Genomic DNA, 22625 nt, shown 5'->3' with positions numbered 1-22625 from the left:
GCCATAGGTTTTTACTATCTTTGTCAATTAATGTACAGGGAGGTCCGAAATTGTGGCCCCATTGACAACTAAATATTAGACCTTACTATGAAAACTAAATTGGGCATAATTGCAGTTTTGTTTGTGGTTGCAGGATTTGGAATGATTCATGGTGGCTCAATTGTTATGGAGCGTATTGCCATTGGCCTGATGGGAACGGGAATCATTTATTTGTTGTACCTATTGCTAACAACAAGCAAAGACGAGAAGGAAAAAGAAGAGTAAAGACGGAACGGCCATAAACATAGCCGGGTAAATATTTCTTTCCCCAAAGATTTTACCGAATCTGGAACTTGTCGTGATTTTTGAGATAAAATAGCTGCAGCGGTAGACTGTTATATTTAATTCTATTCTGATTCGAATATGTTTTCAAAAGAAGAAGCCAAAGCATTGCGTCTTGAGTTTTGGCAAAAGCTTTCCAACCGTACGAGAAGATTGCCGGGCCAAAAAGGAAGGAAACGATCATGGGTTTTGGACAATACCGGAATCAAAGGACTTGATTTGCGATTTGATGTTGGCAGGGAAAAGATCATCGTTGCATTGGAGATTAATATAAAAGATGAGACGAAACGTTTGGCTCTCTATGAAAAATTGGAAGCGGCCAAAACGCTTTTCGAAGAACATTTTGGCGAACCATTGATATGGGATTTTGCTTATACCAAAGATAACGGTCGTGAAGTGTGCCGCATTTTTGTGGAACGTCCCGGAGATATTTATATTAAAGAAACCTGGCCGGAGATTCACAAATTCATGATCGATAAAATGATTCGACTCGAAAAAGCCTTCTTGGAAGTTAAAGACTATTTAAAGTATTCTTAAAGGATGAGACAAGTCTGCCCGTTGTGTAATTCAATTTGTGATGCGACCCAGCCTATAGCTGAATTTCGGGAAAGGACTTTTTATAAATGTGGCCAATGCCATCTGATCTATGTTCATCAGGACAATTTGCCTTCAAAAAAGGAAGAAATAAATAGATATCTTCAACATAATAATTCAATAGAAGCATCTGGTTATGTCCGGTTTCTTGAAAGAGCTGTTCTTCCTTCTCTTGTCTGGCTAAAACCCGGAATGAGAGGGTTGGACTATGGCTGCGGACCGGAACCGGTATTGTCACAGATCTTGAAAAATAAGGGGTTGGATTGTGAAAATTATGACCCTCTTTTTTGGCCTTCGTTGCCTCAAGGTACTTTTGATTTTATCTTCTGTACCGAAGCGTTTGAGCATTTTCACCATCCAAGGTCTGAGATCAATCGCATTAGTGATCTGTTGAGGCTAGACGGATTGCTGACGATAATGACCTGGTTTCATTCGGGATCTGAGAATTTTGAAAAGTGGAGTTATATACGTGACCATACCCATGTGATTTTTTCCCATTTGGATACTTTTCAGTATATCTGCCGGGAATGGAATTTTTCCCCGTTGTGGGATGATGGAGACCGGGTTATTATTTTAAAGAAAATGGCTGAAAAACAAAATAAATGGAAACTTTCTTGTGATTAAATTTGATAAATCCGTATTTTTGGACGGAAAATTTCCCGGAGGTTGTTCCGGTTATTTCCAATAAGTTAGATTGCTAAAATCAGGCAGAAACCAAGAGTCTGATGATTTGTTGAATGTTTTGTGTTTAAATCGGACTATTTGAAAGAAGGACTTGTCATAAAATCTACAGGAAGCTGGTATCTCGTCCAACCGGATGATGGAGAACCAGTGTCGTGTAAAATAAAAGGACGTTTTCGTTTGGACGATCTTAAGAGTACGAACCCTGTTGCTGTTGGAGATCGGGTAAAGTATTCTTTGGATCCACAAATGCAGGTTGGAGTAATAAAAGAAATTCTGGAACGACGCAATTTTATTGTCCGACGAGCATCCAACCTGTCGCGGCAGACACAAATTCTGGCAGCTAATATTGATCAGGCTATTTTGGTAGCGACCATTAATTATCCGGTTACTACACCCGTCTTTATTGATCGGTTCCTTGCAACTACAGAGGCATACGACATTCCCACCACGATTATTTTCAATAAACTTGATCGTTATGACCATTACCACAAAGATCAGTTGATGGAAACGATCAAGATCTATAAAAATATTGGATATAATGTGCTGACCACCTCGGCCAAACAGGATCGGGATTTTGATGCGGTAAAAAAGCTGTTGAAGGATAAAATTTCTCTGTTGGCCGGACATTCGGGCGTTGGCAAAAGTACTCTTGTCAATCGGGTAGAACCTTCTCTCAATTTAAAAACGGCCAAAATTTCGGAGGCGCATAAAACGGGACGACACACTACCACTTTTACAGAAATGCATCCTCTGGGGTTTGGGGGATATATTATCGATACCCCCGGAATACGAGGGTTTGGATTGTTTAATATAGAAAAAGAAGAATTGGCTCACTTCTTTAGGGAAATTTTTAAATACACCTCTCAATGTCGATATTATAATTGTACCCATCTTCATGAACCTGGTTGTGCTGTTAAAGATGCCGTTGAAAAGGGAGAAATTGCCTCTACTCGCTACAATAGCTATGTAAGTATTTTTCTCAATCGGGACGAGAAATTTAGATGATTTATGTCTATTTCCCAGGATAAGGAAAAATGCTTCATTCCTTCTGGTGGCTAGAACTTTGTGAGTTAATTCGCCCTTTGGCCGGGGATTTATATATCCTGTTATGGAATTGTATAGTAGAAAAAAATGGTGGAAATTTTTTTTGATGGCCGGAGCATTAATGATTGGTTCGGCTTCACTTTACTATACCAGTAGACTAACCTCCCAGCTGAGAGATCAGGAGTCCCGAAAAATGGAACTTTGGGCCAAAGCCAATCGTCAATTCGCCCGTCCTGATTTAGATGAGCAATCTCTGGAACTGGTATTTGAAATTATACAGAACAATACTACCGTCCCCTTGATCATTGCCGACGAAAATGACACAATCTATTTTTATCGTAATTTAGATCTTCCGCCTAAAGAGGAAAAAGCCTATTTGCAACGAGAACTTAATAAGATGAAGATTTATGGGCGTGGGCCAATAATTCTTGATCTGGGTGACGAGGATCGCCAGTTTTTGTATTATGCAGATTCCACAATGTTGACCAAATTGCGCTGGTTTCCGGTGGTTCAGCTTTTGGTCGTGATATTGTTTGTGAGCTTGGCTTACTGGACATTCAGTGTGTCCCGTCGATGGGAGCAAGATCAAGTATGGGTGGGAATGGCTAAAGAAACGGCTCATCAGCTAGGGACACCTACCTCTTCTTTGCTGGGATGGATTGAGGTGCTTCCCGAAAAAATTGAAGATAAATCGTTAGTTGAAGAGATGCGCTATGATGTTCAACGCCTTCAGATCATTACCGATCGATTCTCTAAAATTGGGTCATCGCCACATATGGTGCGCATGAATGTAGCAGACATGTTGAAAAGCGTTATTACCTATCTTGAGCATCGCATTTCTTCGGGGGTTCAATTTGAGATTATGGATGAAAGTGGCAAGTCTGATTTTGAGATAATGGCAAATCGTCCGTTGTTTGAGTGGGTCATAGAAAATTTATGTAAGAATGCGGCAGATGCTATGCAGGGCAAAGGAATCATTTCGTTTCGCTGGGGAATTTGGCACCAAAAGGTTTATCTTGATATCTCCGATACCGGAAAAGGCATTCCCCGAAAAGATCATAAAACTATTTTTAAACCGGGATATACGACCAAGAAGCGAGGTTGGGGACTTGGCCTTACATTGGTGCGGCGAATTGTGGAAGAGTATCATCATGGACGGATCTTCGTCAAAGAGTCGGCTCCGGGGAAAGGTACTACTTTTCGAATCCTAATGGCATATAATGGGAAGAGAGAGTGTTGACATAGAATCGTTGTGGATGGGGTGGCAAAAACTTTTTATTGAATTCCTTTTCTCACACACTGAATATTTTATACCTTTGCGAAGTTTTTACGTATGGCAGCAGAGAGAAAGAAGAAATTCAGCGATTATGATATTGCCTTTAAAGGGCTTAAGGCGGGGAAGCACGTTTTTGAGTACGAGCTGAAAGATCCTTTTTTTGAATTATTTGAGCAGCCGCAGATCGAAACTGGAGAGCTGGCAGCAACGGTTGAGCTTACCAAACATCAAAGTTTCTTGGAACTGACCTTCCGTATTGATGGCTTTGTTGGATCTCAGTGTGACAGGTGTTTGGAGCTGATGCAGGTCCCGATTTTTTATGAAGGGACTTTATTTGTGAAATTTGGTGAGACCTACGATGAGCCGGATGAGGACATCATCGTTCTGCCCCATGAAGATCACAAGCTCAACATCGCTCGATATATGTACGAATATATTGTGGTAAGCATTCCGGTTCGACATGTGCATCCGGACAAGGACGATGGAACACCGGGTTGTGATCCAGAAATGTTGGACTGTCTTAATGACTATGTTGTAGAGGAAGATAATTTTCATCAAGAAGAAAATAGCGGGGATCAGATTGATCCACGATGGAATGAGTTAAAGAAATTGATCAATAAAAATAACAAGTAAAAGAGGTTAAAAATGGCACATCCAAAACGAAAAACATCGAAGACCAGAAGAGATAAGAGACGTACCCATTACAAAGCCACTGCTCCCGCTCTGGGTGTTTGTTCCAATTGTGGAGCAACGATTAAACTGCACACTGTTTGTCAGGAGTGTGGTCATTACAGAGGGAAATTGGCTGTAGAAAAGGAAGTGACCGCATAATTGCAAATTGTGTCAATGTTTGTTAGGAGTGTTGAGTTATTTTGGGGATTTTCATTCCTTAAAGGATGTTGTGTCTCCGGAAAAATAGAACCACTCAACAATTCCTGGTCTTATTTTTTTACGCTATTACCAGAAGCGGTTTAAAAAAATTGTAAAGTAGCCCCTGTGTTATAAGTCATGAGGGGCATTTTTTTTTTAAGGCTTGAATTCTCAGGCCGGTTTGTTTTTCATGTCAGAGCTGAATGGCGGAATTTTAAACTATTCCGGCGCTGCTTTGGCCATTTAATCCAGTCTGTAATGATGGAAAAATTAAATGCAGTAATAACCGCAGTCGGCGGATATGTCCCCGACTATGTTCTTAGCAATGAAGAACTCAGTAAAATGGTTGATACCTCGGATGAATGGATCACCACACGGGTAGGAATTCATGAACGGAGAATCCTAAAAGGAGAAGGAAAAGGTTCGTCCGATATGGGTGCTGAAGCAGTAAAACAGGTTTTGCAGAAATCCGGCACTTCACCCGATGAGATTGATCTTCTTATTTGTGCAACGGTTACACCCGACCATGTTTTTCCTGCGACGGCGAATATCATTTCGGATAAATGTGATATTCGGAATGCGCACAGCTTTGATATTAACGCCGGATGTTCCGGCTTTCTGTACGCTTTAGATACTGCGGCCAAATTTGTTGAAACCGGTGCCCGGAAAAAAGTAATTGTTGTTGGTGCTGATAAGATGTCTTCAATTACAGATTATACTGACCGAACTACTTGTGTCTTGTTTGGCGATGGAGCAGGTGCTGTATTGCTGGAACCATCCACCGAAAATGTTGGGGTTGTTGATAGTGTGCTAAAAAGTGACGGTTTTGGTCGCGTTTATCTGCATCAGAAAGCCGGCGGATCGGTTAAGCCCCCTACGCATGAAACCATCGATAACCGGGAACATTACATCTATCAGGAAGGACGTCATGTCTTTAAGCATGCGGTATCCAAAATGGCAGATGTGGCTGTGGAGGTGATGGAACGTAACAATATTACTTCTGAAAATCTGGACTGGCTGGTCCCTCATCAGGCCAATATGCGGATCATTGAAGGAACTGCCCAGAGGATGGGACTCGACAAGAGTAAAGTGATGATCAATATAGAGAGGTATGGAAATACTACTGCTGCTACCTTGCCCCTTTGTTTATGGGAATGGGAGAACCAGTTGAGAAAGGGCAATAACCTGATTCTGGCAACTTTCGGCGCCGGATTTACATGGGGCGCCATCTACCTTAAGTGGGGGTATGATGGTGATAAGGCATAATTGAAATAAACGGATGGAAATTAATGGGCCCGGTTGCTTTTTTGGCACCGGGCTTCTATTTATAACCCCATATTATGTCTGTGAAGTTCCTTGGCCGGTGATGACGGTCAGGATGAAATATCGGCGTTCTCCTTAGGGAGGATCTTTTTTTAGATATCTATCCAAAAAAGCTGACAGATAGGGTCCCATTTATGAGATTCTTTCTATTTTTAATTCCAAAAGAGATACCAATGAAGTTAGAGAATACCATAGAAAGTGATTTTGGAAGATTTTTAGAAGATTTTCGGGAAGGAATGATTATTCGGCATTGGCCAGGGAAGACCATTACCGAGTCGGACAATAACCTCTTCTCTCTGCTCACCATGAACCATCATCCGGTTCATTTGGATCAACATTATGCTCAGGGAGCTACCCACGGACAGGTCCTGGTTGTGGGAACTCTTGTGTTTTCTCTGGCGGTGGGCCTAACTGTCAGAGATATTAGCGGAAGAGCAATCGCCAATCTCAACTATTCTGAGATATTACATCTGGGCCCTGTTTTCATTGGAGATACTATATATGCGGAATCAGAGGTTTTATCTGTTCGTGCCTCCCGTTCCAAACCCGACCGAGGGGTGGTAAAAGTGAAAACTTCAGTAACCAATCAAAAAGGAGAAAAAGTGCTTTCTTTTATGCGAGAAGTGTTGATACCAAAAAAGAAGTAGATTATGAATTTTCCAAGATTTGAAGGCGAACTGGTTGCCCGTACCCTGTTGTTTACTTCGGGCCATAACACCCATTATTTGGAAAAAGCTTTTTCGTCTGATGCCGATGTTGTTGTGTTGGACCTCGAAGATGCGGTGCCTGCCTCTAAAAAAGAGGAAGCAAGAGCCTCCATTACCCGGGTATTGAATTCTGATCTCATTGATCAACGCCCCGTATTTGTCCGTATCAATCCCATGGAAACAGGGGATACCTTAAAAGATCTGGATACTGTGGCCGACCCGCGCCTCTATGGCTTTGTCTATCCCAAAGCCTGCAATGCTAAGGATATGGAGGTTTTTGATGCTCAGCTAACCCTAAAAGAAAAAAATCTGGGTATGGTGAACGGCCATTTTAAGATTATTGCTTTACTAGAAACGCCTGAGGCGGTATTGAATGCCTACAGTATTGCGACCGCATCGAATAGGGTTGTAGCGTTGCTGTTCGGAAGCGAGGATTTTTTGGCCGAAATTGAAGGTGAACATGGCGAGGCAGGACGCTCTATTTTGGCCCCAAGACATATGATTAGCATGGCTGCAAGGGCAGCCGGCGTTGTGCCGATAGATACTCCTTATGTCAATATCGGAGATGTGGAAGGTCTGAAAAGACATATTGCCCAGGCGAAAGAATTGGGATTCGAAGGCATGTTGGTGATGTCGCCCAAAGAGATCGAACTGGTAAAAAAGGCATATACCCCCACCATGAATGAGCTGGAGAGAGCACGTGAGATTATTGCCTTAGCGGAGGAGACCAATAAGGCCGACCGTGGAATATCTGTTAAAAAGGGAATGTTTATTTCGCCGCCAACCGTTTCCAAAGCAAGAAAATTATTGGCAAGAATGAAAAAGATTGAAGCTTTTGAAACCTTTGTGAAAAAGGGTTAGCTGAAAAAAGCATGGCAAGGGTTGGTGCATATTTTTATACCGCCGTTTCAATTACTGTCATCCTTTAAAACTGATATTATTGTAAGAAATGATGTGGACAAAAGAAGATTTGGTGTTTGACCTAAAAAAAGCGGGTATTCCGGCAGGAGCCTTGCTTCATTTAAAAGTATCGGTCAGAGCTATCGGAAAAATAGAAGGAGGTGCCCGGACCCTGCTGGATGCCTTACTTGAAACCGTGGGACCGAATGGAACGTTGGTCATCGATTCTTTTGTCACTTCCTACCCATTACCTCTTAATCGTGAGCATGCGGCAAAATTAAGTACTCCCAAATCCCCTTCGTATGCGGGGGCTCTCGCCAATGTGATGATTAGCCATCCGAATAGTGTTCGAAGCAAACATCCCATCCAACGGTTTACGGCCATCGGGAAGCTGGCCCATGAATTGATGGATCGTCACACCCCGCAAAGCGGGGGCTATGACGTATTGGAAAGAATGACCAAAATGGGCGCTCTCAATTTGTCCATAGGACGAAAAACCATTGGAGTGGGAACCACTCATGTGGCGATTGAAAAGAGTGGACTTACCAAGAAAAATCCTCCAAGAGGAGTTAACTATATGGACGATGATGGCAATGTTAAGTTGTTCAAAGTTAACTGGAACGGAGGATGCGGAAGAGGCTTTCCCAAATTTATTCCCTTATACGAGCAAGCAGGCTGTTTGAAATGGATAAAAGTCGGCAATGCCGATGCTGTACTGACCGATATGGCCGGGACCCTAGCAGTTGAAATGGAAAAATTAAAAGAGGATCCTTCTTTCTTTTTCTGTGATGATCCGGCATGTAAAGATTGTCGGTTGCGGTGGGAACATTCTACCGGTAGTTATCTGAAAGTTAAATATTATTCGTTGCTTCAGTTGATTAAAAGAAAAAGAAAAAAAAAGTAGTGGGGCCATAACCATCAAGCGCTTTCGCCACTTCTTCTACCTTTCAGTACGTTTCCTCGGTGGCCGATATGGTTCCGTGACCATTGGATCGTCATTCTCCATTCAGATATCAGATTTAATAGGAGCTTGTTCTTTGTGGAACATGATTAGAGGACTGTTCCAAGGGGCCGGAATCCTAATAAAACATATTTTTTGAGAACCATCGTTCAGCCATTGAAAAGCCGATTTTGATGGTGTGGTATTGTTCTCGAATAAGTCCGGCCTGACCGGTACCTTTGAGCGAATAAGCGTAGGAAATATGGAGGATGTTTCCGGTTCTGTTTAATGGGAGAGAAAGCCCGGCGGTGATACCTTTTTCCCCAATTTTTTGTCCTTTTACCTTTAGGTAGCCATCCGAATAGAACATTCCTGCTCGCCACTCCATCCGGTTGATCAGTTTGGACTTGTTTTTTGGGTGCGAATAGGCGATGCCGGCATTAACAGTATAGGCATCCGAAAAGGAACCTTTGAGTGTTGAATAATCGTTAAGAACCGACCACTGAGAAAAGGAATAGTCGGCCGATAAGGTCCATCCTTTATCCCAGGATCTGGCAACGCCAAGGCTATAAATGCCGGGAAGGATGACATCATCTGCGGCAGCATCTTCTTCGTAGTAAGATGTTTCCGATTCATTCTCAATGGTTTGGTTGAATGTGGCATATAGGTTGGTCTCTGGTTGCCAGGAAGCACCGGCAAAAAGAGTCCCATGCTTCCATCTTCCCTGATATTGAAAACCATATTTCAAAAAGAGATTATTGAAATACCATTTCCGGGTATTGATGATATTGTTTTGGCCCAGGTCTGAATAGTCGGCCGTTTCAGTGATATCAGTAGAACCCCAAATGAAGGAGGCATCCAACCCGACGGAGAAGTTTTTGGACAATTGGAAGCCATTGGACATCGAAAAACGGGATAGCCCGCCACTTCCTTCGAGGGTGACCGGATAGGTCATGGAAGAGCCCAAAATGTCGTTTTCCTGCTCTATGGTGTATCCCACGCTGGAAAATGGATATAATCCAAAACTAAGACCCCAAAAAGGAGCTACCCTGAATCCAAAGGAAAAAGCATCTATATTTGAGTCGAAATTGGATTGTTCTTTGCCCGATAAGGAATAATTGTTGACGATCCCTTTAGCCTGAATGTTAAAATAGAATGAAAGACTATCCAGAGTACTCAAGGATGCCGGGTTCTGATAGTTCAAATACCCTTCTGATGGCAATGCCACGCCACTTCCTCCCATCCCGCTGTTAATGGTGTTGGTGGTCGATTCCAATACCCCAAATCCATAGACAGAATAAGGCGATGAAGTGCTGTTCTGGCTTTTTACCGCTAATGGCCAGAGACAAAGAAGGGATGATAGTATTAGAAATGATTGCTTCATGTTTTAGGAATATCCAAGGGTTTGTTGTTTAGATGAAACCGGCTGGTTGATTTTTTCGAGTGTGTTTCTCCTGATGAAGGATTTAGATAAACTATTTTTATTCAAATTTGTATTGTACTAATCTTTCTCTTTTTAGGTCTGCCCTATTCATCTTCTATATCGTAGTAATAATAAAAAACGTTTAATCTGGTCTTTGATTCGGCACTGTCATATCCGTCAAACAACATTTTGTAACAGCTACCCTGAAGATCCTCTTCGGAATAGGCTATTAATATCCCTGTTCCATCCGATGTTATCTCTTCATCAACCAAGGCATTAAGGAAGTAGGTTATATCGAATGTATAGTACCAATCTCTTTCGTAAAGTGCCGAGCTGGTGGTGAGGGTACCCGTTACTGAATAATCACTGCTATTGATAACATATCCTGCCACCTGATTAATCTTGTCGGCTTCCAGAAGATAAATGGTTTCCGGAGGCTCTTGGTACTCAAAAGTGGCGGCATCGATGCCTATGGTCAGGTTGGCTTTCACAATTCTTCCCTTTTGTTGTAATGCTTTCATGGATGATATGCCGGGGATATCTATCCTTGTAAAATAGCCGGTTCCGGCTTCCTGAATCGCAGTGTTGTTAAGGTTTTGTGTTTTGAGTTTCTTCTTGTATGAATCGAGGTTTTCTAATGCCGAATTGACCGGGTAACTTTTGATGTGATTGAATTGCAATGAGGTCTCGCTTAGCGGAAAGTCAAAATGGTTTTCAACTTTTTCCAGATCTATTCGATGGGTGTAAAGTCTTAGGTAGATACTATCGGTCCCTGCCTCAAAACCCAAGATTAAATTGTTGGAGGTTGTATCCGGAATCAGTGCCAACCCCTTAAACCAGTCGGTAAACTCGGAGGTGGTCAGATTGACATCGTTTTGCAGGGTGTCCATCAAGGTCTTTCCCAGCTCATCATCAAGTCTTATAGAGATGGTTCGTTCATCATTGGGTTCGGGAGTGTAACGATAGGTGGCAAGCGGAGTTTCCGAGTATTTAAAGGAGTCATAATTGCATAAGGTCCATGAATCATTGGTTTCAATCTCTTCTTCTAAGCGGTGGACATTGATGGTAAATAATGACGATGTATCCCCCCTGTAAAAACCGTTATGGCTCAAAATAAGACAGATTGAGTCGAACTGTTCTTTGTCGTTTATGGAATTGGCGTCATTAATTACTTGAAAGAAGGATGCCGCTTTTGTGGCGCTATATTCGTCTGAAGTGTAACCGGTTATGGCGACTCCGGTTGATGATGTTTCCACCGAATCCATTTTTATGGTGGAGAGTTGTAAACTGAAGGTGTCCACTATGGCTGTATAGGTATCCGTAGTCACAAATCCGTCACCAATAGAAAGGTCCCCCTCCGAGCAGGATGGTGTGAGGGGGACCAAGGTCAACAGAAGTATTATGCTTAAGAAAGGCTGTATGTCTTTATCGATGAGGCGAATTTGTTGCATCATTGCTGTTGAATAAAATGAAATAAGTTTTTATGGTTATGGGAAATTTTGTTCTAAAATCTGTTCCCACCGATTAGGTCACGAATGTAGATAAGAGACACGGGAAGGAATTTTTTTTTCAACAAAAGGATCGTGAGATTCAGCCAACCATCTATTTATTTCTATGAAAAGCTGCTTTTTTCGTTGGCAGATAAAATCGTTGTGTTGTGATACCAAAATGAGGTGTTGATTGAAAAAAAATGCATTTGGCGGCCAAGGCCACTTTATTTGCTTTTTCAGATCAACAAATAATTGAAACGAAAAAAATGGAAACAAAAAATGTAAGTAGGAAGATAACAGGGTTATTTTGGCTGTCTCTTTTGGCCATTTTGGTCACATTAAATGGTTGTGACGACGACGATGATGATGAATTATGGGGTAATTGGGTTGAACTGGGTGCTTTCGAAGGGTTGCCCCGAACCGATGCCGTCGTTTTTGTAATTGGGGATTATGCCTACGTGGGCACCGGGTATAATGGTGAAGAGGATGAACGTCTTAGGGATTTTTGGCGGTACGACCCCCAATACGATACCTGGAAAGAGATGGCCTCTTTGCCCGATGAAGCCCCTGCTCGGAATGGTGCCGTGGCTTTTGCCGCCGACGGAAAAGGATATGTGGGAACCGGATTTGACGATGATGAGAATAAGTTAAAAGACTTTTGGGAGTTCGATCCCAGCGAGGGGGAGAATGGAAGCTGGACTAGAATCCCTGATTTCCCCGGTTCGGGAAGATATGCTGCCGTGGCTTTTGGTATCAATGATAAAGGATATGTGGGATCCGGATACGACGGAAACCGCCTGAAGGACTTTTATCAATATGATCCGGCTAGCGGGCAATGGACTCAAAAAACCAGTATTGGAGGCTCTAAACGACGGGATGCAGTGGCCTTTGTTTTAAATGGAAAAGGATATGTTTTTACGGGTGTTGACAACAGTGATTATGTTACCGATGCCTGGGTTTATGATCCCGACACCGATGTCTGGACCGAATTAAAGGAAATTACCAGTGGTACCAATGATGATGAAAGTTATGATGATGATTACAGCATCGTAGGTTCCAAAGGGGTTGCCTTTACCCTCAATGGATTGGCTTATATCACCACCGGCGGAACCGGTTATGCAGGAAATCGTACCTGGGAATATGATCCCTCCACAGACCTTTGGGAAGAGAAATCCAACTTTGAAGGAGCTTCCCGAACCGATGCCGTGGCATTTTCCATCAATAATCAGGCTTTTGTGGCAACCGGGAACAGCTCGGGATACTACTTCGACGACGTTTGGACCTTTTATCCTGACGAGGAACAGGATGATAACGATTAATTTTAAGTGTGATCGCTTCATTTCAGATCAGATCTCCTCAATTTGGAAATGGCTTTGATCCTACATTTCCCTACGGGGATTTTGAACAAATACCATTTTTTAGAGGATATATCACCGGATAAGTTTTATTTTTGAAGAATGACAAAAAGAGGTTGGAAAGAATTTTTAGCTGTAATTGGCAGGGAATGGCAAAGACTTGGCCGGTGGCATATCCTTCTTTGGGTGGGCTATTCCATTGTGTTTTTTTATGGGCCTGCCATTTTTTTTGATACCCAAACGGCCATTATTCTTACCATTCGGACGTTGGGGATTAATTCTCTGATATTTTATGTCAATATTTTAATTCTTCTTCCTCTTTTGATGGGGAGAAATAAATTGAAGGGTTATATTGTTTCCTTGGTTGTTTTTTTAAGTTTCCTCTCGTTTATTTATCATATCACCGATCCCATCAAACCTGAAACTTGGGAGCAATTGAGGGTGCGTAAGGTATGGGTGCCCAATGAAACACCACCGCATCCCGTTTTGGAAATGCCAGGGGATAGCCTTTCTTTTGAAGGGAGAAACATTGAATTAAGCCGCCGCAGCCGTGATCCACGGCCCAAGGGAGAACTCTTCCCACGTCGGGTCATTTTTGGTGCGCTCCCCTTTCTGGGAATGTTTTTCTTAAGTACTTTGTTTTGGATCTTTTTGGAGGCCAAGCGTAAGGAAAAGGAACAACTCTCCTTAACCAACCAGAATCTGGAGACCGAGATGAAATTTCTGAAATCTCAGATGAATCCTCATTTTCTGTTTAATGCACTTAATAATATCTATTCATTGTCTCAACAGGGAAATCCCAACACTTCGAAGCTTATACTCAAACTCTCTTCCATGTTGAGGTACATCTTGTATGAAACCGATGACAAGAAAATTCCTATCGGAAGGGAAGTGGATTATATCCTCGACTATGTGGAGTTTCAAAAAATAAAGCTGGAAGAGGAACCAAATCTGGAAATTGATTTCACTCAAATTGATCGGGATAGACGCATCGAACCCATGCTTATCTTTCCCTTCGTGGAAAATGCCTTTAAACATGGAAATATCGATAACACGAAAAAAGGGCGTATCGTGATGAGGTTGCAGGATCAAGATGGTTGTCTCTCTTTTTTCATTTTAAATACGAAACCGAGAGGGCATGTATCCAAAGATCAATCCAAAGGCATTGGAATAGAAAATGTGAAAAAGCGACTTTCTTTCCTATATAAAGGAAAATACCGGTTAAATATTGCCGACAAACCGGATGTTTTTGAAGTTCAACTGGAAATAGATACCTGATGACGATCCGATGTGTTATTATTGATGATGAATTTCCTGCCCGATCACTTTTGAAAGATTATATTTCAAAATTTCCGCATCTGGAGCTGGCTGGAACCTTTAAATCACCCCTCGAAGCGTTACCTTTACTTCAGAGTGGGCCAATAGATCTGGCCTTCCTGGATATCCAAATGCCTGAAATATCAGGAATGGATTTCCTCAAAGCGTTTCATTTAAAAAATATCCTTGTTGTTATCACTTCTGCTTATCCCCAATATGCGCTGGAAGGTTATGAGCTGGATGTGATCGATTATCTGTTGAAGCCGTTCTCTTTTGAGCGATTTGTGCAATCGGTGCAGAAGGCCGGTGACCGTTTGCTTTCGAAACCTGCCGGTGACAATGCCTCTGCGCAAGCAAAAAGCGCCGAGCCGGAATACATTATTGTAAAAGCTGACCATAAATCTTACCGGGTGGATGTTTCCCATATCTTGTTCATCGAAAGCCTTCGGGAGTATGTGGCCTATCATTGCATTGATCAAAAACTGGTGTCGCTCGATTCGCTGAAAAATCTGATCGAAACGCTGCCAACCGATGAGTTTATTCGGGTGCATAAATCCTATATTGTTAATCGCCGACAGGTGAAGGCTTTGTATGGAAATCAACTCCAAATGCATCATACCGATAAAGTGGTCCCCATCGGACAGTCCTATCGCGACGAAGTCAGAAAAAGTCTCTTCAACCTTTGACCCCAAGCACTTTCTTCTTCCCGCATCATAGAATGAATGCGCTCTTATCTAATTATAAGCGTTAAGCTTATTCCATACGTTGGTCCGTTGTACCAGATCATTTTTATCGGATAGATCAAGTTCTGCCAATTTCAATGCCTTAAGGGATTTGGATTTAATGCTAAGAGGCATAAGGATTCAAAGCCTGATGGGATTTGAATTCAATGCTTAAAGGCATTTAAACGATTTGACTCAATTATCCATCCTCATTCGACCAATAATATTTAAGACCATATCGTCAAATGGCGTTATTGCACCTGAACGCCATTATTCTCCACATCAGGCCTTCCTAAACAATATAGAATGAAACGCCTCGAATGTTGAAGGAATTGAGGTGATGGATGAAAATAATTCTATTCCCATAAAGGGTTTAATAGGTTTGTTTTGTGGAATATATAAAGTGCCGTGGAACGGATTATAGCCATGAAGCAGTTAGACGATTAGGCCTATGGGCCGAAGAGGCAACGAAAAACTATCAACTCCGGCTCTTGCGAGTTCCATCCAACCAATAACTTAAGTAAATTTTATACGGATGAAACAGTTGTTAATTATTGCTTTGCTCTTTATTGGGATGGAAGCAATGTCACAAAATAAAGGATATATGGCAGAGGTTCAGGTCGTGGATTCTGTTAGTGGAAAGGCTCTGTCTCAAGCCAATGTGATTATCCAGAAAAGCGATAATCCCACCCATCGGTTTTTGGGCATCACCGACAGCAAGGGAATTTATAAGGCGGTTCTATCCGAACCGGGAAGTTATCAGTACCGCATTTCTTTTATAGGGTATAAAACCGAAGGGGGAATTTTTAATATATCCTCTTCCCATCAGCAAGCTACCATTCATATGGTGCCTGAGGCTTATAACCTAAAGGAAGTGATGGTTAAAGAATGGGCACCTCCCGTGAAGGTTAGTGGCGATACTGTTGAATTCAGGGCGGAATCTTTTAAAACTCATCAGGATGCCAGTATCGAGGATTTGGTGACCAAGATGCCGGGAATTGTCGTAGAGGATGGAACCGTCAAGGCGCATGGTGAAGAGATTAAAAAGGTGTTGGTCGACGGCAACGAGTTTTTTGGAAGTGACCCCACTATTGCTCTGAAAAACTTGCCGGCCGAAATTATTGAGAAAATTCAGGTGTTTGACAAATTAAGCGATCAGGCTGAATTTTCCGGCTTTGACGATGGCAACAGTGAAAAGACGATGAATGTGATTACCAAACCCTCGCGACGGAATGGCAAATTTGGGAAGACTTTTGCCGGATACGGAACCGATGGTTATTATGAAGCCGGTGGAATGTATAATAAGTTTAACGGCGATCAACGCGTTTCTGTTTTGGCTTCGTTTAATAACGTAAATCGACAGAGTTTCACCAGAGAAGACATGCTAGGAGCCATGTCCGGCGGTGGAGGTGGCCGCGGCCGTGGCAACGGGGGACCTTCCATCGGTGGTTTGAGGGGACCTCTCGATCAGTCTATTCACCTGGGTTCGGGCGGTGGAATCAATCATACCAACGCCTTGGGGGTTAACTATCAAGACAAAATAGGAGAAAAATTAACCGTTAGTGCCAGCTATTTTTTTAATTATATTGACAATGAGAATGAAACCGATACATGGCGTGATTTTTTATATGGGGCCGATTCATTGAAGTATTATACCGAGAATAGCCGGTCAGGCTTTAAAAATTATAATAACCGGCTGAATATGCGGCTCATTTATGAGTTCGACGATAGAAATTCATTGATTTTCCTGCCACAGGTTAGCATTCAAAACAATGATAGTTACAGTTCAAGCGCCAGTACAACCTTAAATGCCGGTGACTTGGTGAACTCATTGGAAACTGATTTGGACCAGGAGAGTGATGGTTTTAGATTTGGAAGTGCGCTCATCTATCGGCATAAATTTAATCGGGACGGACGTACCATATCTTTATCTGTAAACAACAGTTATAATAAGCAGGAGGGGGAACAAAATCAACTTACCAACCAAACCGGCCTGGATGGTTTAACTGTTTCTGATTTGGACCGAAAAACCGACAATACCACCAATAGCATCAATAGCAGGGTTGTTTACACCGAACCGCTGGGGGAAAACAGCCAGTTAATGCTATCCTTTCGCGGCTCACTTTCTGATTCGGAAAATGAGAAGTGGGTGTTTTCAAATGGTCAGTATCGCTCGTCGCTTGATCCCGAACTTTCTAACGTTTTCAACAATACTTTTGAAACCTACTCTTCAGAAGTAGGTTACCGATATGGGAATCGGTTGCTCAACTTTGTGGTGTCTCTGGCCGGAGAAACATCCAATCTGAAATCCACCGGTGAATATCCGGATGTTTACGACCTGGAGAAGTCGTTTACGAGTCTTCGTCCCAGGGTGCGGCTTAACTGGAAACCCGCCGAAGGAAAAAACCTTATGTTGATGTATAGCGCCAACACAAAGGAACCTACGGCCAATCAGCTTCAGGATGTGGTCGATGACAGTGAGCCTTTATTCCTCTCCACCGGGAATCCCGATTTATTACAACAAACCATTCACAACGGAATGGTGCGATACACCAATGTAGATGCTGCCTCCGGCCGAAACTGGGCCTTAATCTTCTTTGTGGAAAACGGCAATGACTATATTATTAATCATACTTATACCGATCCGGAAGCGGTACCTGATCAATATCGCCTGGCCGAGGGAGCTCAGTTAACCATCCCTGAAAACATGGATGGATACTGGGACCTGAAGGTGATTGCTAATTTGGGATTACCCATCCAGTGGTTAAGTAGTAATTTGTCATTGAATACGGATATTGGCTATAATAAACTGCCGGGAATGGTAAATACTGTAACTACAGAAAAAGAGACCTGGTCGTTTAAGCAAGGGGTTCAGTTGTCCAGCAATATTAGCGAAAACATAGATTTTACAATGTTTTGGAATGGGGGATGGGATAAGATTAATTCCTCATTGGAATCGCAGGAAGCCGAATACTATACGCAGACCTCCGGATGTAAACTCAACTGGGTGTTTGGCGACGAATGGGTCATTAATTCAACATTAAATCATTTGTGGTATGTGGGGCTGTCCGAATCGATTGATCCCAACTACACCCTTTTAAATGCCTCTTTTGGCAAGAAAATTTTCAAGGACCGGTCGGGCGAATTAAAGATAGGCGTTTACGACGTGTTGGATGAAAATCAAAGCATTTCCCGAAGTATAACCGAGACCTATGAAGAACAGAGCCGTTCTCTTATTGTGCAGCGATATGCGATGGTCACTTTTACATGGAGTTTCAGAGACTTTTTCGGTCAAAGGATGGGACGCCCCGAGCGCCCCCGACGCCACGACCTAATGGATGGGCCACCCGGTGACCGATCATTTCCCGGAGAAAGATTTTAAGTAACAGGGCCTTTCCTGAAGTTGGGTGGAATTCTTCAATCAATATCGTGAAGCGGATATGTCCATCGTCGGGATTGCGGGGGATGCTCAATTATTTATTTTTTTAGGATCTGTGAAGTCTCTTTATTAGAAAGGGAAAAGGCTGCTTTAACAGGTTGGATAGATCACTAATGTGTCGATGATTTGAGCTTTGAATTGGGGTGCAAATAAAAAGGGCTGTCCGTAAACTCTGGACAGCCCTTTTTAGATTTCAGAGCGATCAGATGTTTATTTCTTTTCGTCTTTGGCTTCTTTTTTACACTCTTTGGAACATTCTTTTTTCTCTGCTTTTTTATCACAAGCTTTTTGCTCTTTGTCGCAGCAGGTTTTTTTCTTATCGCAAGCTTTCTTTTCAGTTTTTTCGGGTTCCTGAATGGCTGCGTCAGACATTACAGGTGCTGCAATAGCCAATGTAAATACCAAAAGAAAGGATAGTGCCAATTTACGTTTCATAGTACTATTGTTTTTAGGTTAATAAATTTTTCAAGCTCCAAACATGTTTAGAATGATTCTTAACAAAGATAGGTTATTGAAATTTCATTCTATGTTAATGAGATGTTAATGTGGGGTAATGGGGGCCCTTTTAGAGATCTGGAATATAGATAGAAAAGCCCGGTTGGTAGGAGGTATGCTGCCGTTTGATGAAAAAGGGGTGGATTGGTGGAGGGGAGATGTAGTTTAGCATTCAAATTATAATTGAAATGTCAATGATGGGACGATTAGTTTATATTACCTCGCTTTTATGGATGTTTCTTTCTGCGCTACCTCTTTATTCCGCGAATGATGAGAATGAGACCGGATGGACGTTGGAAAAGTGCATTGTGTATGCGCTCCAAAACAATATTTCCATTCAAAGTGCGAAAATTGCTATTGATGCTGAAGAGGCCAATCTTTTGGAAGCCAAGAGCAGCAGGCTGCCTTCCCTTAGCGCTTCCACCTCCGTATCGGGAAATAATTCACGCGCTTTTGATAATACCGGCGGTGAGTTTACCAAGGGAGCACAGATTGGTCTGAACACCGATGTGCCAATATATCGGGGTGGGATTATTAATAACAATATAAAAGCCGGAGAAATTGAGTTGGAAAAAGCACGACTGGATGTGGCAGAGGCTCAAAATGATATAGTTTTATCGATTACGCAGGCATGGTTGAATATCCTTTATGCCAGAGAAAATTATCTTTACTATCAGGATGTGGTTGAAACATCGCAGGTCAATCTGGAGCGTTACAAAGCATTGTTTGAGGCAGGAACCATTTCTCGTAAAGACCTGGCTGAGATAGAATCGCAATATGCATCGGACCGATATTCTATGGTTTTGGCAAAGAATGAACTGGATACCCGAATTACCGATTTGAAAACCATGCTCGACCTCTCTTATGATGTTGAATTTAATCCACTTTTTCCTGCGCAGGTTGATGTTCCGAAAGATGAGGTCCCCACATTGGATGCCATCGTTGCTGATGTACTAACCAATCGGCCGGAGATTAAAAACAGTCAATTGTCCGAGGACGTGGCACATCTTGACCTTGCCAACGCCAAAGCAGGATATTTGCCAACCATAAATCTCAATGCTTCGGCCTCCTCATCCTATTCCGATATTTACAATGGGTCGTTGGCAACTCAAATGAACGATCGCTTTACTCAGTATGTGGGACTTTCTGTTAGTGTTCCCATTTTTAGTCGGAACCAGAATAAAGCCAATGTGACCCGCTCAAAGGTGATGATCTATCAGGCTGAGCTAAATGCCCGTGAAACCAAAAATAATCTATTGCAGACGGTAGAGCAGGTTTTTGTGGAAGTAAAAGCTCAACAACAACGCTTCCTGGCTGCACAGGAAAAAGTTAATGCGGCAAAGATTAGTTATGAATATCAGCAGGAGCAGTTTCAATTGGGGCTGTCTAATGCCATTGACCTGCGACAGTCCAAAAATGATTTGCTTAATGCCAATGCAGAACTGATACAGGCCCGCTACTCGGTTCTGCTATATCGCAAGATCCTTGACTTTTACAGAGGATTACCTGTCGTCGCCGAAAACCGCGAGGCCTCTATGGAAGCAAATGACCGTGAAAAGGACTAGCCTGACGGGTTAGCCTTCCGGATAAAGATTGGATGGTTCATGGTCACCCCAATAACGATTTTTTAAAATGTCACGAAACATCATCAATACTATTATGAAGCGTAAATACCTTTTTTTAGGAGCAGCCATTCTGGCTCTGATTGTGGCCATTGTTTTCCTCGTTGGGAGAAAAGGGCCGGAGAACGAAATGAAACCACGTATTCATTTGGTTGAGAAAGGAAATATTATAAACACAGTAACCGCCACCGGGACTGTTGAACCCATAGATCAGGTTGAAGTTGGAACCCAGGTTTCAGGGGTGATCCAAAGCATTTTTGTGGATTACAACGATAAGGTTACCAAAGGGCAGCTGATTGCACAAATTGATGAAAGTGCATTGCGTGCTAGTCTCCTACAGAGAAAGGCCAGTTTGGCTTCGGCAAAAAGCGAACTGGAATATCAGGAGAAAACCTTCAACCGAATAAAAATGCTGTATGAAAAGGAGATGGTTAGCGAGTCGGAATATGATGAAGCCAAATACCTATACAGCAAGGCTAAAGCCTCTGTGGAATCGCTCGAGTCGGAAGTGGAACAGGCACAGGTTAATCTCTCCTATGCAAGGATATATTCACCTATCGACGGAGTTGTTCTCAGTAAAAGTGTGGAAGAAGGGCAAACCGTTGCCGCCAGTTTTAGTACTCCTACCTTATTTGTTATTGCCAGAGATCTGACTCGGATGCAAGTGGAGGCAGATGTGGATGAAGCGGATATCGGTCAGGTAACAGAAGGACAGAGGGTGACCTTCACGGTGGATGCCTTCCCCGATCAGGTATTCGTGGGAGAGGTGACGCAGGTAAGATTGGAGGCCGTGGTAGAGAGCAACGTGGTTACTTATACCGTGATTATTGATGCCCCCAATCCTGATCTGAAATTGAAACCGGGATTGACGGCTGAGGTGACCATTATAACGAAGGAAGCCTCGGATGTGACGGTGGTTCCTGCGGCGGCATTTCAGTTTTCTCCCCGAGAAAATGAGTCGGAAGAGATGGCAATTCCTCAAAGCGCTACTGTCGATAAGAAAAAGGATGATATGGGGGATACGCATAAAAGGGTATGGCTGTGGCAGCATGGCTCTTTAGTGCCGGCGATGGTGGTTACAGGGATAGATGATGGTGTTTTATACGAAATTAGAGAAGGGGTGCTGCCAGGTGATTCAGTCGTAATCGGCATGGACCATTCGCAGAATAATAGTTCTGCCGATACCGCAAAGAGTCCTTTCATGCCCAGTAGACCGGGCGGAGGCAGAAGATAATGCTTCGTTAAAGATTTACCGGAAAACTTCGGTGTTTTTCCCCGAAAGCATATATCGGATCAGCTAAAGAAATGCGACTTAAAGGGTGCCGGCTTTCCCGGTCAAACATGAATTTTTGACAAAACCAAATGATGCAATGAAGCATGAAATCATAAAAATATCGCAGCTAAAAAGAGACTTTATTGTCGGCATAGAGACGGTTCATGCCTTACGAGGTGTTTCTTTTACCGTTGAAGAGGGCGAATTCGTTACCATAATGGGAACCAGTGGATCGGGGAAATCGACTATGCTGAACATTCTTGGTGCTCTGGATAAACCCACATCCGGACATTATTTTCTCGATGGCGTCGATGTGAGCAGTCTGTCCAAAAATGAACTGGCTTTAATCCGGAATCGGAAAATAGGATTTGTTTTTCAGTCATTCAACTTGCTGCCACGTACTTCTGCCCTCGAAAATGTTGAGTTGCCCTTGATGTATAATTCCACTATCCCGTCACGTCAAAGAAAGGAGATGGCTGTTGAAGCCTTGCGGATAGTAGGTTTGGCCAATCGTATGGACCATGCACCCAACCAGCTTTCAGGAGGTCAGCAGCAACGTGTGGCCATTGCCCGCGCCCTGGTCAATGACCCTGTCATGGTTTTGGCTGATGAAGCCACCGGAAACCTTGACAGTAAAACAACTTTGGATATCATGTCTCTTTTTCAGGATCTGAACAGCCAGGGTAAAACCATTGTTTTTGTTACGCACGAACCTGAAATTGCCGAATACAGCAAACGTACGATCGTGTTAAAAGACGGAGAAATTATTGACGATTACGCTAATATTGGTCGTCCGGCCAAAAGCATGAAATCAGAAATATTATAAAAAT

The 22625-nt window shown here is 42.7% G+C and carries 21 protein-coding genes; 18 read left to right on the top strand and 3 right to left on the bottom strand.

Features of this window, described 5'->3' with window-relative positions:
- Positions 1-87 precede the first annotated feature (87 nt).
- The 11 genes from ACT29H_RS02975 to ACT29H_RS02925 all read left to right on the top strand — a co-directional run bounded on the left by ACT29H_RS02975 (position 88) and on the right by ACT29H_RS02925 (position 8623).
- Entirely contained in the window at positions 88-264 is a 177-nt protein-coding gene (locus tag ACT29H_RS02975; protein WP_444820106.1) for a hypothetical protein, read from the top strand.
- 138 nt (positions 265-402) lie between these two features.
- On the top strand, positions 403-858 hold the full coding sequence (locus tag ACT29H_RS02970) for a DUF4268 domain-containing protein (protein ID WP_444820105.1): 456 nt from the start codon (positions 403-405) through the stop codon (positions 856-858).
- Positions 859-861: 3 nt separating this feature from the next.
- Positions 862-1539, top strand: a complete 678-nt coding sequence (locus tag ACT29H_RS02965; protein WP_444820104.1) for a class I SAM-dependent methyltransferase — start codon at positions 862-864, stop codon at positions 1537-1539.
- Positions 1540-1677: 138 nt separating this feature from the next.
- The gene (rsgA, locus tag ACT29H_RS02960; RefSeq protein ID WP_444820103.1) at positions 1678-2604 is read left to right on the top strand and encodes a ribosome small subunit-dependent GTPase A; all 927 of its coding nucleotides are present in this window, start codon (positions 1678-1680) and stop codon (positions 2602-2604) included.
- Positions 2605-2707: 103 nt separating this feature from the next.
- On the top strand, positions 2708-3883 hold the full coding sequence (locus tag ACT29H_RS02955) for an ATP-binding protein (RefSeq protein WP_444820102.1): 1176 nt from the start codon (positions 2708-2710) through the stop codon (positions 3881-3883).
- A gap of 93 nt (positions 3884-3976) precedes the next feature.
- The gene (locus ACT29H_RS02950) at positions 3977-4552 is read left to right on the top strand and encodes a YceD family protein (protein WP_444820101.1); all 576 of its coding nucleotides are present in this window, start codon (positions 3977-3979) and stop codon (positions 4550-4552) included.
- A gap of 12 nt (positions 4553-4564) precedes the next feature.
- The gene (rpmF, locus tag ACT29H_RS02945) at positions 4565-4750 is read left to right on the top strand and encodes a 50S ribosomal protein L32 (RefSeq protein ID WP_444820100.1); all 186 of its coding nucleotides are present in this window, start codon (positions 4565-4567) and stop codon (positions 4748-4750) included.
- Between the two features lie 297 nt (positions 4751-5047).
- On the top strand, positions 5048-6055 hold the full coding sequence (locus ACT29H_RS02940; RefSeq protein ID WP_444820099.1) for a beta-ketoacyl-ACP synthase III: 1008 nt from the start codon (positions 5048-5050) through the stop codon (positions 6053-6055).
- 230 nt (positions 6056-6285) lie between these two features.
- Positions 6286-6759 carry a MaoC family dehydratase gene (locus ACT29H_RS02935; protein ID WP_444820098.1) on the top strand — a complete coding sequence of 158 codons (474 nt, stop codon included), beginning with the start codon at positions 6286-6288 and terminating at the stop codon, positions 6757-6759.
- A 3-nt stretch (positions 6760-6762) separates the two neighbouring features.
- The gene (locus ACT29H_RS02930) at positions 6763-7680 is read left to right on the top strand and encodes an HpcH/HpaI aldolase/citrate lyase family protein (protein WP_444820097.1); all 918 of its coding nucleotides are present in this window, start codon (positions 6763-6765) and stop codon (positions 7678-7680) included.
- Between the two features lie 88 nt (positions 7681-7768).
- Positions 7769-8623 (top strand): AAC(3) family N-acetyltransferase, encoded by an 855-nt coding sequence (locus ACT29H_RS02925; protein WP_444820096.1) that lies wholly within the window; start codon positions 7769-7771, stop codon positions 8621-8623.
- Between the two features lie 175 nt (positions 8624-8798).
- On the opposite strand, the gene ACT29H_RS02920 is transcribed toward ACT29H_RS02925, so the two are convergent.
- Together ACT29H_RS02920 and ACT29H_RS02915 are read right to left on the bottom strand one after the other, a co-directional pair.
- A complete protein-coding gene (locus ACT29H_RS02920; protein ID WP_444820095.1) occupies positions 8799-10043 on the bottom strand; it encodes a hypothetical protein in 1245 nt (414 codons plus the stop codon).
- Positions 10044-10186: 143 nt separating this feature from the next.
- Entirely contained in the window at positions 10187-11536 is a 1350-nt protein-coding gene (locus ACT29H_RS02915) for a DUF4270 family protein (RefSeq protein ID WP_444820094.1), read from the bottom strand.
- Positions 11537-11838: 302 nt separating this feature from the next.
- On the opposite strand from ACT29H_RS02915, the gene ACT29H_RS02910 reads away from it, so the two are divergent.
- The 4 genes from ACT29H_RS02910 to ACT29H_RS02895 all read left to right on the top strand — a co-directional run bounded on the left by ACT29H_RS02910 (position 11839) and on the right by ACT29H_RS02895 (position 18348).
- The gene (locus ACT29H_RS02910; protein ID WP_444820093.1) at positions 11839-12891 is read left to right on the top strand and encodes a Kelch repeat-containing protein; all 1053 of its coding nucleotides are present in this window, start codon (positions 11839-11841) and stop codon (positions 12889-12891) included.
- Positions 12892-13029: 138 nt separating this feature from the next.
- Positions 13030-14205, top strand: a complete 1176-nt coding sequence (locus ACT29H_RS02905; RefSeq protein ID WP_444820092.1) for a sensor histidine kinase — start codon at positions 13030-13032, stop codon at positions 14203-14205.
- Positions 14205-14930: a LytR/AlgR family response regulator transcription factor gene (locus ACT29H_RS02900; protein WP_444820091.1), complete on the top strand. Its 726-nt coding sequence runs from the start codon at positions 14205-14207 to the stop codon at positions 14928-14930. Before ACT29H_RS02905 ends, ACT29H_RS02900 begins: the two co-directional genes overlap by 1 nt.
- A 571-nt stretch (positions 14931-15501) precedes the next feature.
- Positions 15502-18348 (top strand): outer membrane beta-barrel protein, encoded by a 2847-nt coding sequence (locus ACT29H_RS02895; protein WP_444820090.1) that lies wholly within the window; start codon positions 15502-15504, stop codon positions 18346-18348.
- A gap of 267 nt (positions 18349-18615) precedes the next feature.
- On the opposite strand, the gene ACT29H_RS02890 is transcribed toward ACT29H_RS02895, so the two are convergent.
- A complete protein-coding gene (locus ACT29H_RS02890; RefSeq protein ID WP_444820089.1) occupies positions 18616-18840 on the bottom strand; it encodes a hypothetical protein in 225 nt (74 codons plus the stop codon).
- A 254-nt stretch (positions 18841-19094) separates the two neighbouring features.
- Here ACT29H_RS02890 and ACT29H_RS02885 point away from each other — a divergent pair, with 254 nt between their 5' ends.
- The 3 genes from ACT29H_RS02885 (at position 19095) to ACT29H_RS02875 (ending at position 22621) form a co-directional block, all read left to right on the top strand.
- Positions 19095-20465: a TolC family protein gene (locus ACT29H_RS02885; RefSeq protein ID WP_444820088.1), complete on the top strand. Its 1371-nt coding sequence runs from the start codon at positions 19095-19097 to the stop codon at positions 20463-20465.
- 67 nt (positions 20466-20532) lie between these two features.
- Positions 20533-21756, top strand: a complete 1224-nt coding sequence (locus ACT29H_RS02880; RefSeq protein WP_444820087.1) for an efflux RND transporter periplasmic adaptor subunit — start codon at positions 20533-20535, stop codon at positions 21754-21756.
- Positions 21757-21892: 136 nt separating this feature from the next.
- Positions 21893-22621 carry an ABC transporter ATP-binding protein gene (locus ACT29H_RS02875; protein WP_444820086.1) on the top strand — a complete coding sequence of 243 codons (729 nt, stop codon included), beginning with the start codon at positions 21893-21895 and terminating at the stop codon, positions 22619-22621.
- Positions 22622-22625 lie beyond the last annotated feature (4 nt).

The organism is Thermophagus sp. OGC60D27 (genome assembly GCF_052400625.1).
Taxonomy (GTDB): domain Bacteria; phylum Bacteroidota; class Bacteroidia; order Bacteroidales; family Marinilabiliaceae; genus Thermophagus.
This window is presented reverse-complemented; position numbering and strand designations above follow the sequence as displayed.

Bases quoted from the DNA above. Each gene is read 5' to 3' on its own strand.
- ACT29H_RS02975 (WP_444820106.1), top strand. From the start codon at position 88: ATGAAAACTAAATTGGGCATAATTGCAGTTTTGTTTGTGGTTGCAGGA.
- ACT29H_RS02970 (WP_444820105.1), top strand. From the start codon at position 403: ATGTTTTCAAAAGAAGAAGCCAAAGCATTGCGTCTTGAGTTTTGGCAA.
- ACT29H_RS02965 (WP_444820104.1), top strand. From the start codon at position 862: ATGAGACAAGTCTGCCCGTTGTGTAATTCAATTTGTGATGCGACCCAG.
- ACT29H_RS02955 (WP_444820102.1), top strand. From the start codon at position 2,708: ATGGAATTGTATAGTAGAAAAAAATGGTGGAAATTTTTTTTGATGGCC.
- ACT29H_RS02950 (WP_444820101.1), top strand. From the start codon at position 3,977: ATGGCAGCAGAGAGAAAGAAGAAATTCAGCGATTATGATATTGCCTTT.
- rpmF (WP_444820100.1), top strand. From the start codon at position 4,565: ATGGCACATCCAAAACGAAAAACATCGAAGACCAGAAGAGATAAGAGA.
- ACT29H_RS02940 (WP_444820099.1), top strand. From the start codon at position 5,048: ATGATGGAAAAATTAAATGCAGTAATAACCGCAGTCGGCGGATATGTC.
- ACT29H_RS02935 (WP_444820098.1), top strand. From the start codon at position 6,286: ATGAAGTTAGAGAATACCATAGAAAGTGATTTTGGAAGATTTTTAGAA.
- ACT29H_RS02930 (WP_444820097.1), top strand. From the start codon at position 6,763: ATGAATTTTCCAAGATTTGAAGGCGAACTGGTTGCCCGTACCCTGTTG.
- ACT29H_RS02925 (WP_444820096.1), top strand. From the start codon at position 7,769: ATGATGTGGACAAAAGAAGATTTGGTGTTTGACCTAAAAAAAGCGGGT.
- ACT29H_RS02920 (WP_444820095.1), bottom strand. From the start codon at position 10,043: ATGAAGCAATCATTTCTAATACTATCATCCCTTCTTTGTCTCTGGCCA.
- ACT29H_RS02915 (WP_444820094.1), bottom strand. From the start codon at position 11,536: ATGATGCAACAAATTCGCCTCATCGATAAAGACATACAGCCTTTCTTA.
- ACT29H_RS02910 (WP_444820093.1), top strand. From the start codon at position 11,839: ATGGAAACAAAAAATGTAAGTAGGAAGATAACAGGGTTATTTTGGCTG.
- ACT29H_RS02905 (WP_444820092.1), top strand. From the start codon at position 13,030: ATGACAAAAAGAGGTTGGAAAGAATTTTTAGCTGTAATTGGCAGGGAA.
- ACT29H_RS02900 (WP_444820091.1), top strand. From the start codon at position 14,205: ATGACGATCCGATGTGTTATTATTGATGATGAATTTCCTGCCCGATCA.
- ACT29H_RS02895 (WP_444820090.1), top strand. From the start codon at position 15,502: ATGAAACAGTTGTTAATTATTGCTTTGCTCTTTATTGGGATGGAAGCA.
- ACT29H_RS02890 (WP_444820089.1), bottom strand. From the start codon at position 18,840: ATGAAACGTAAATTGGCACTATCCTTTCTTTTGGTATTTACATTGGCT.
- ACT29H_RS02885 (WP_444820088.1), top strand. From the start codon at position 19,095: ATGATGGGACGATTAGTTTATATTACCTCGCTTTTATGGATGTTTCTT.
- ACT29H_RS02880 (WP_444820087.1), top strand. From the start codon at position 20,533: ATGTCACGAAACATCATCAATACTATTATGAAGCGTAAATACCTTTTT.
- ACT29H_RS02875 (WP_444820086.1), top strand. From the start codon at position 21,893: ATGAAGCATGAAATCATAAAAATATCGCAGCTAAAAAGAGACTTTATT.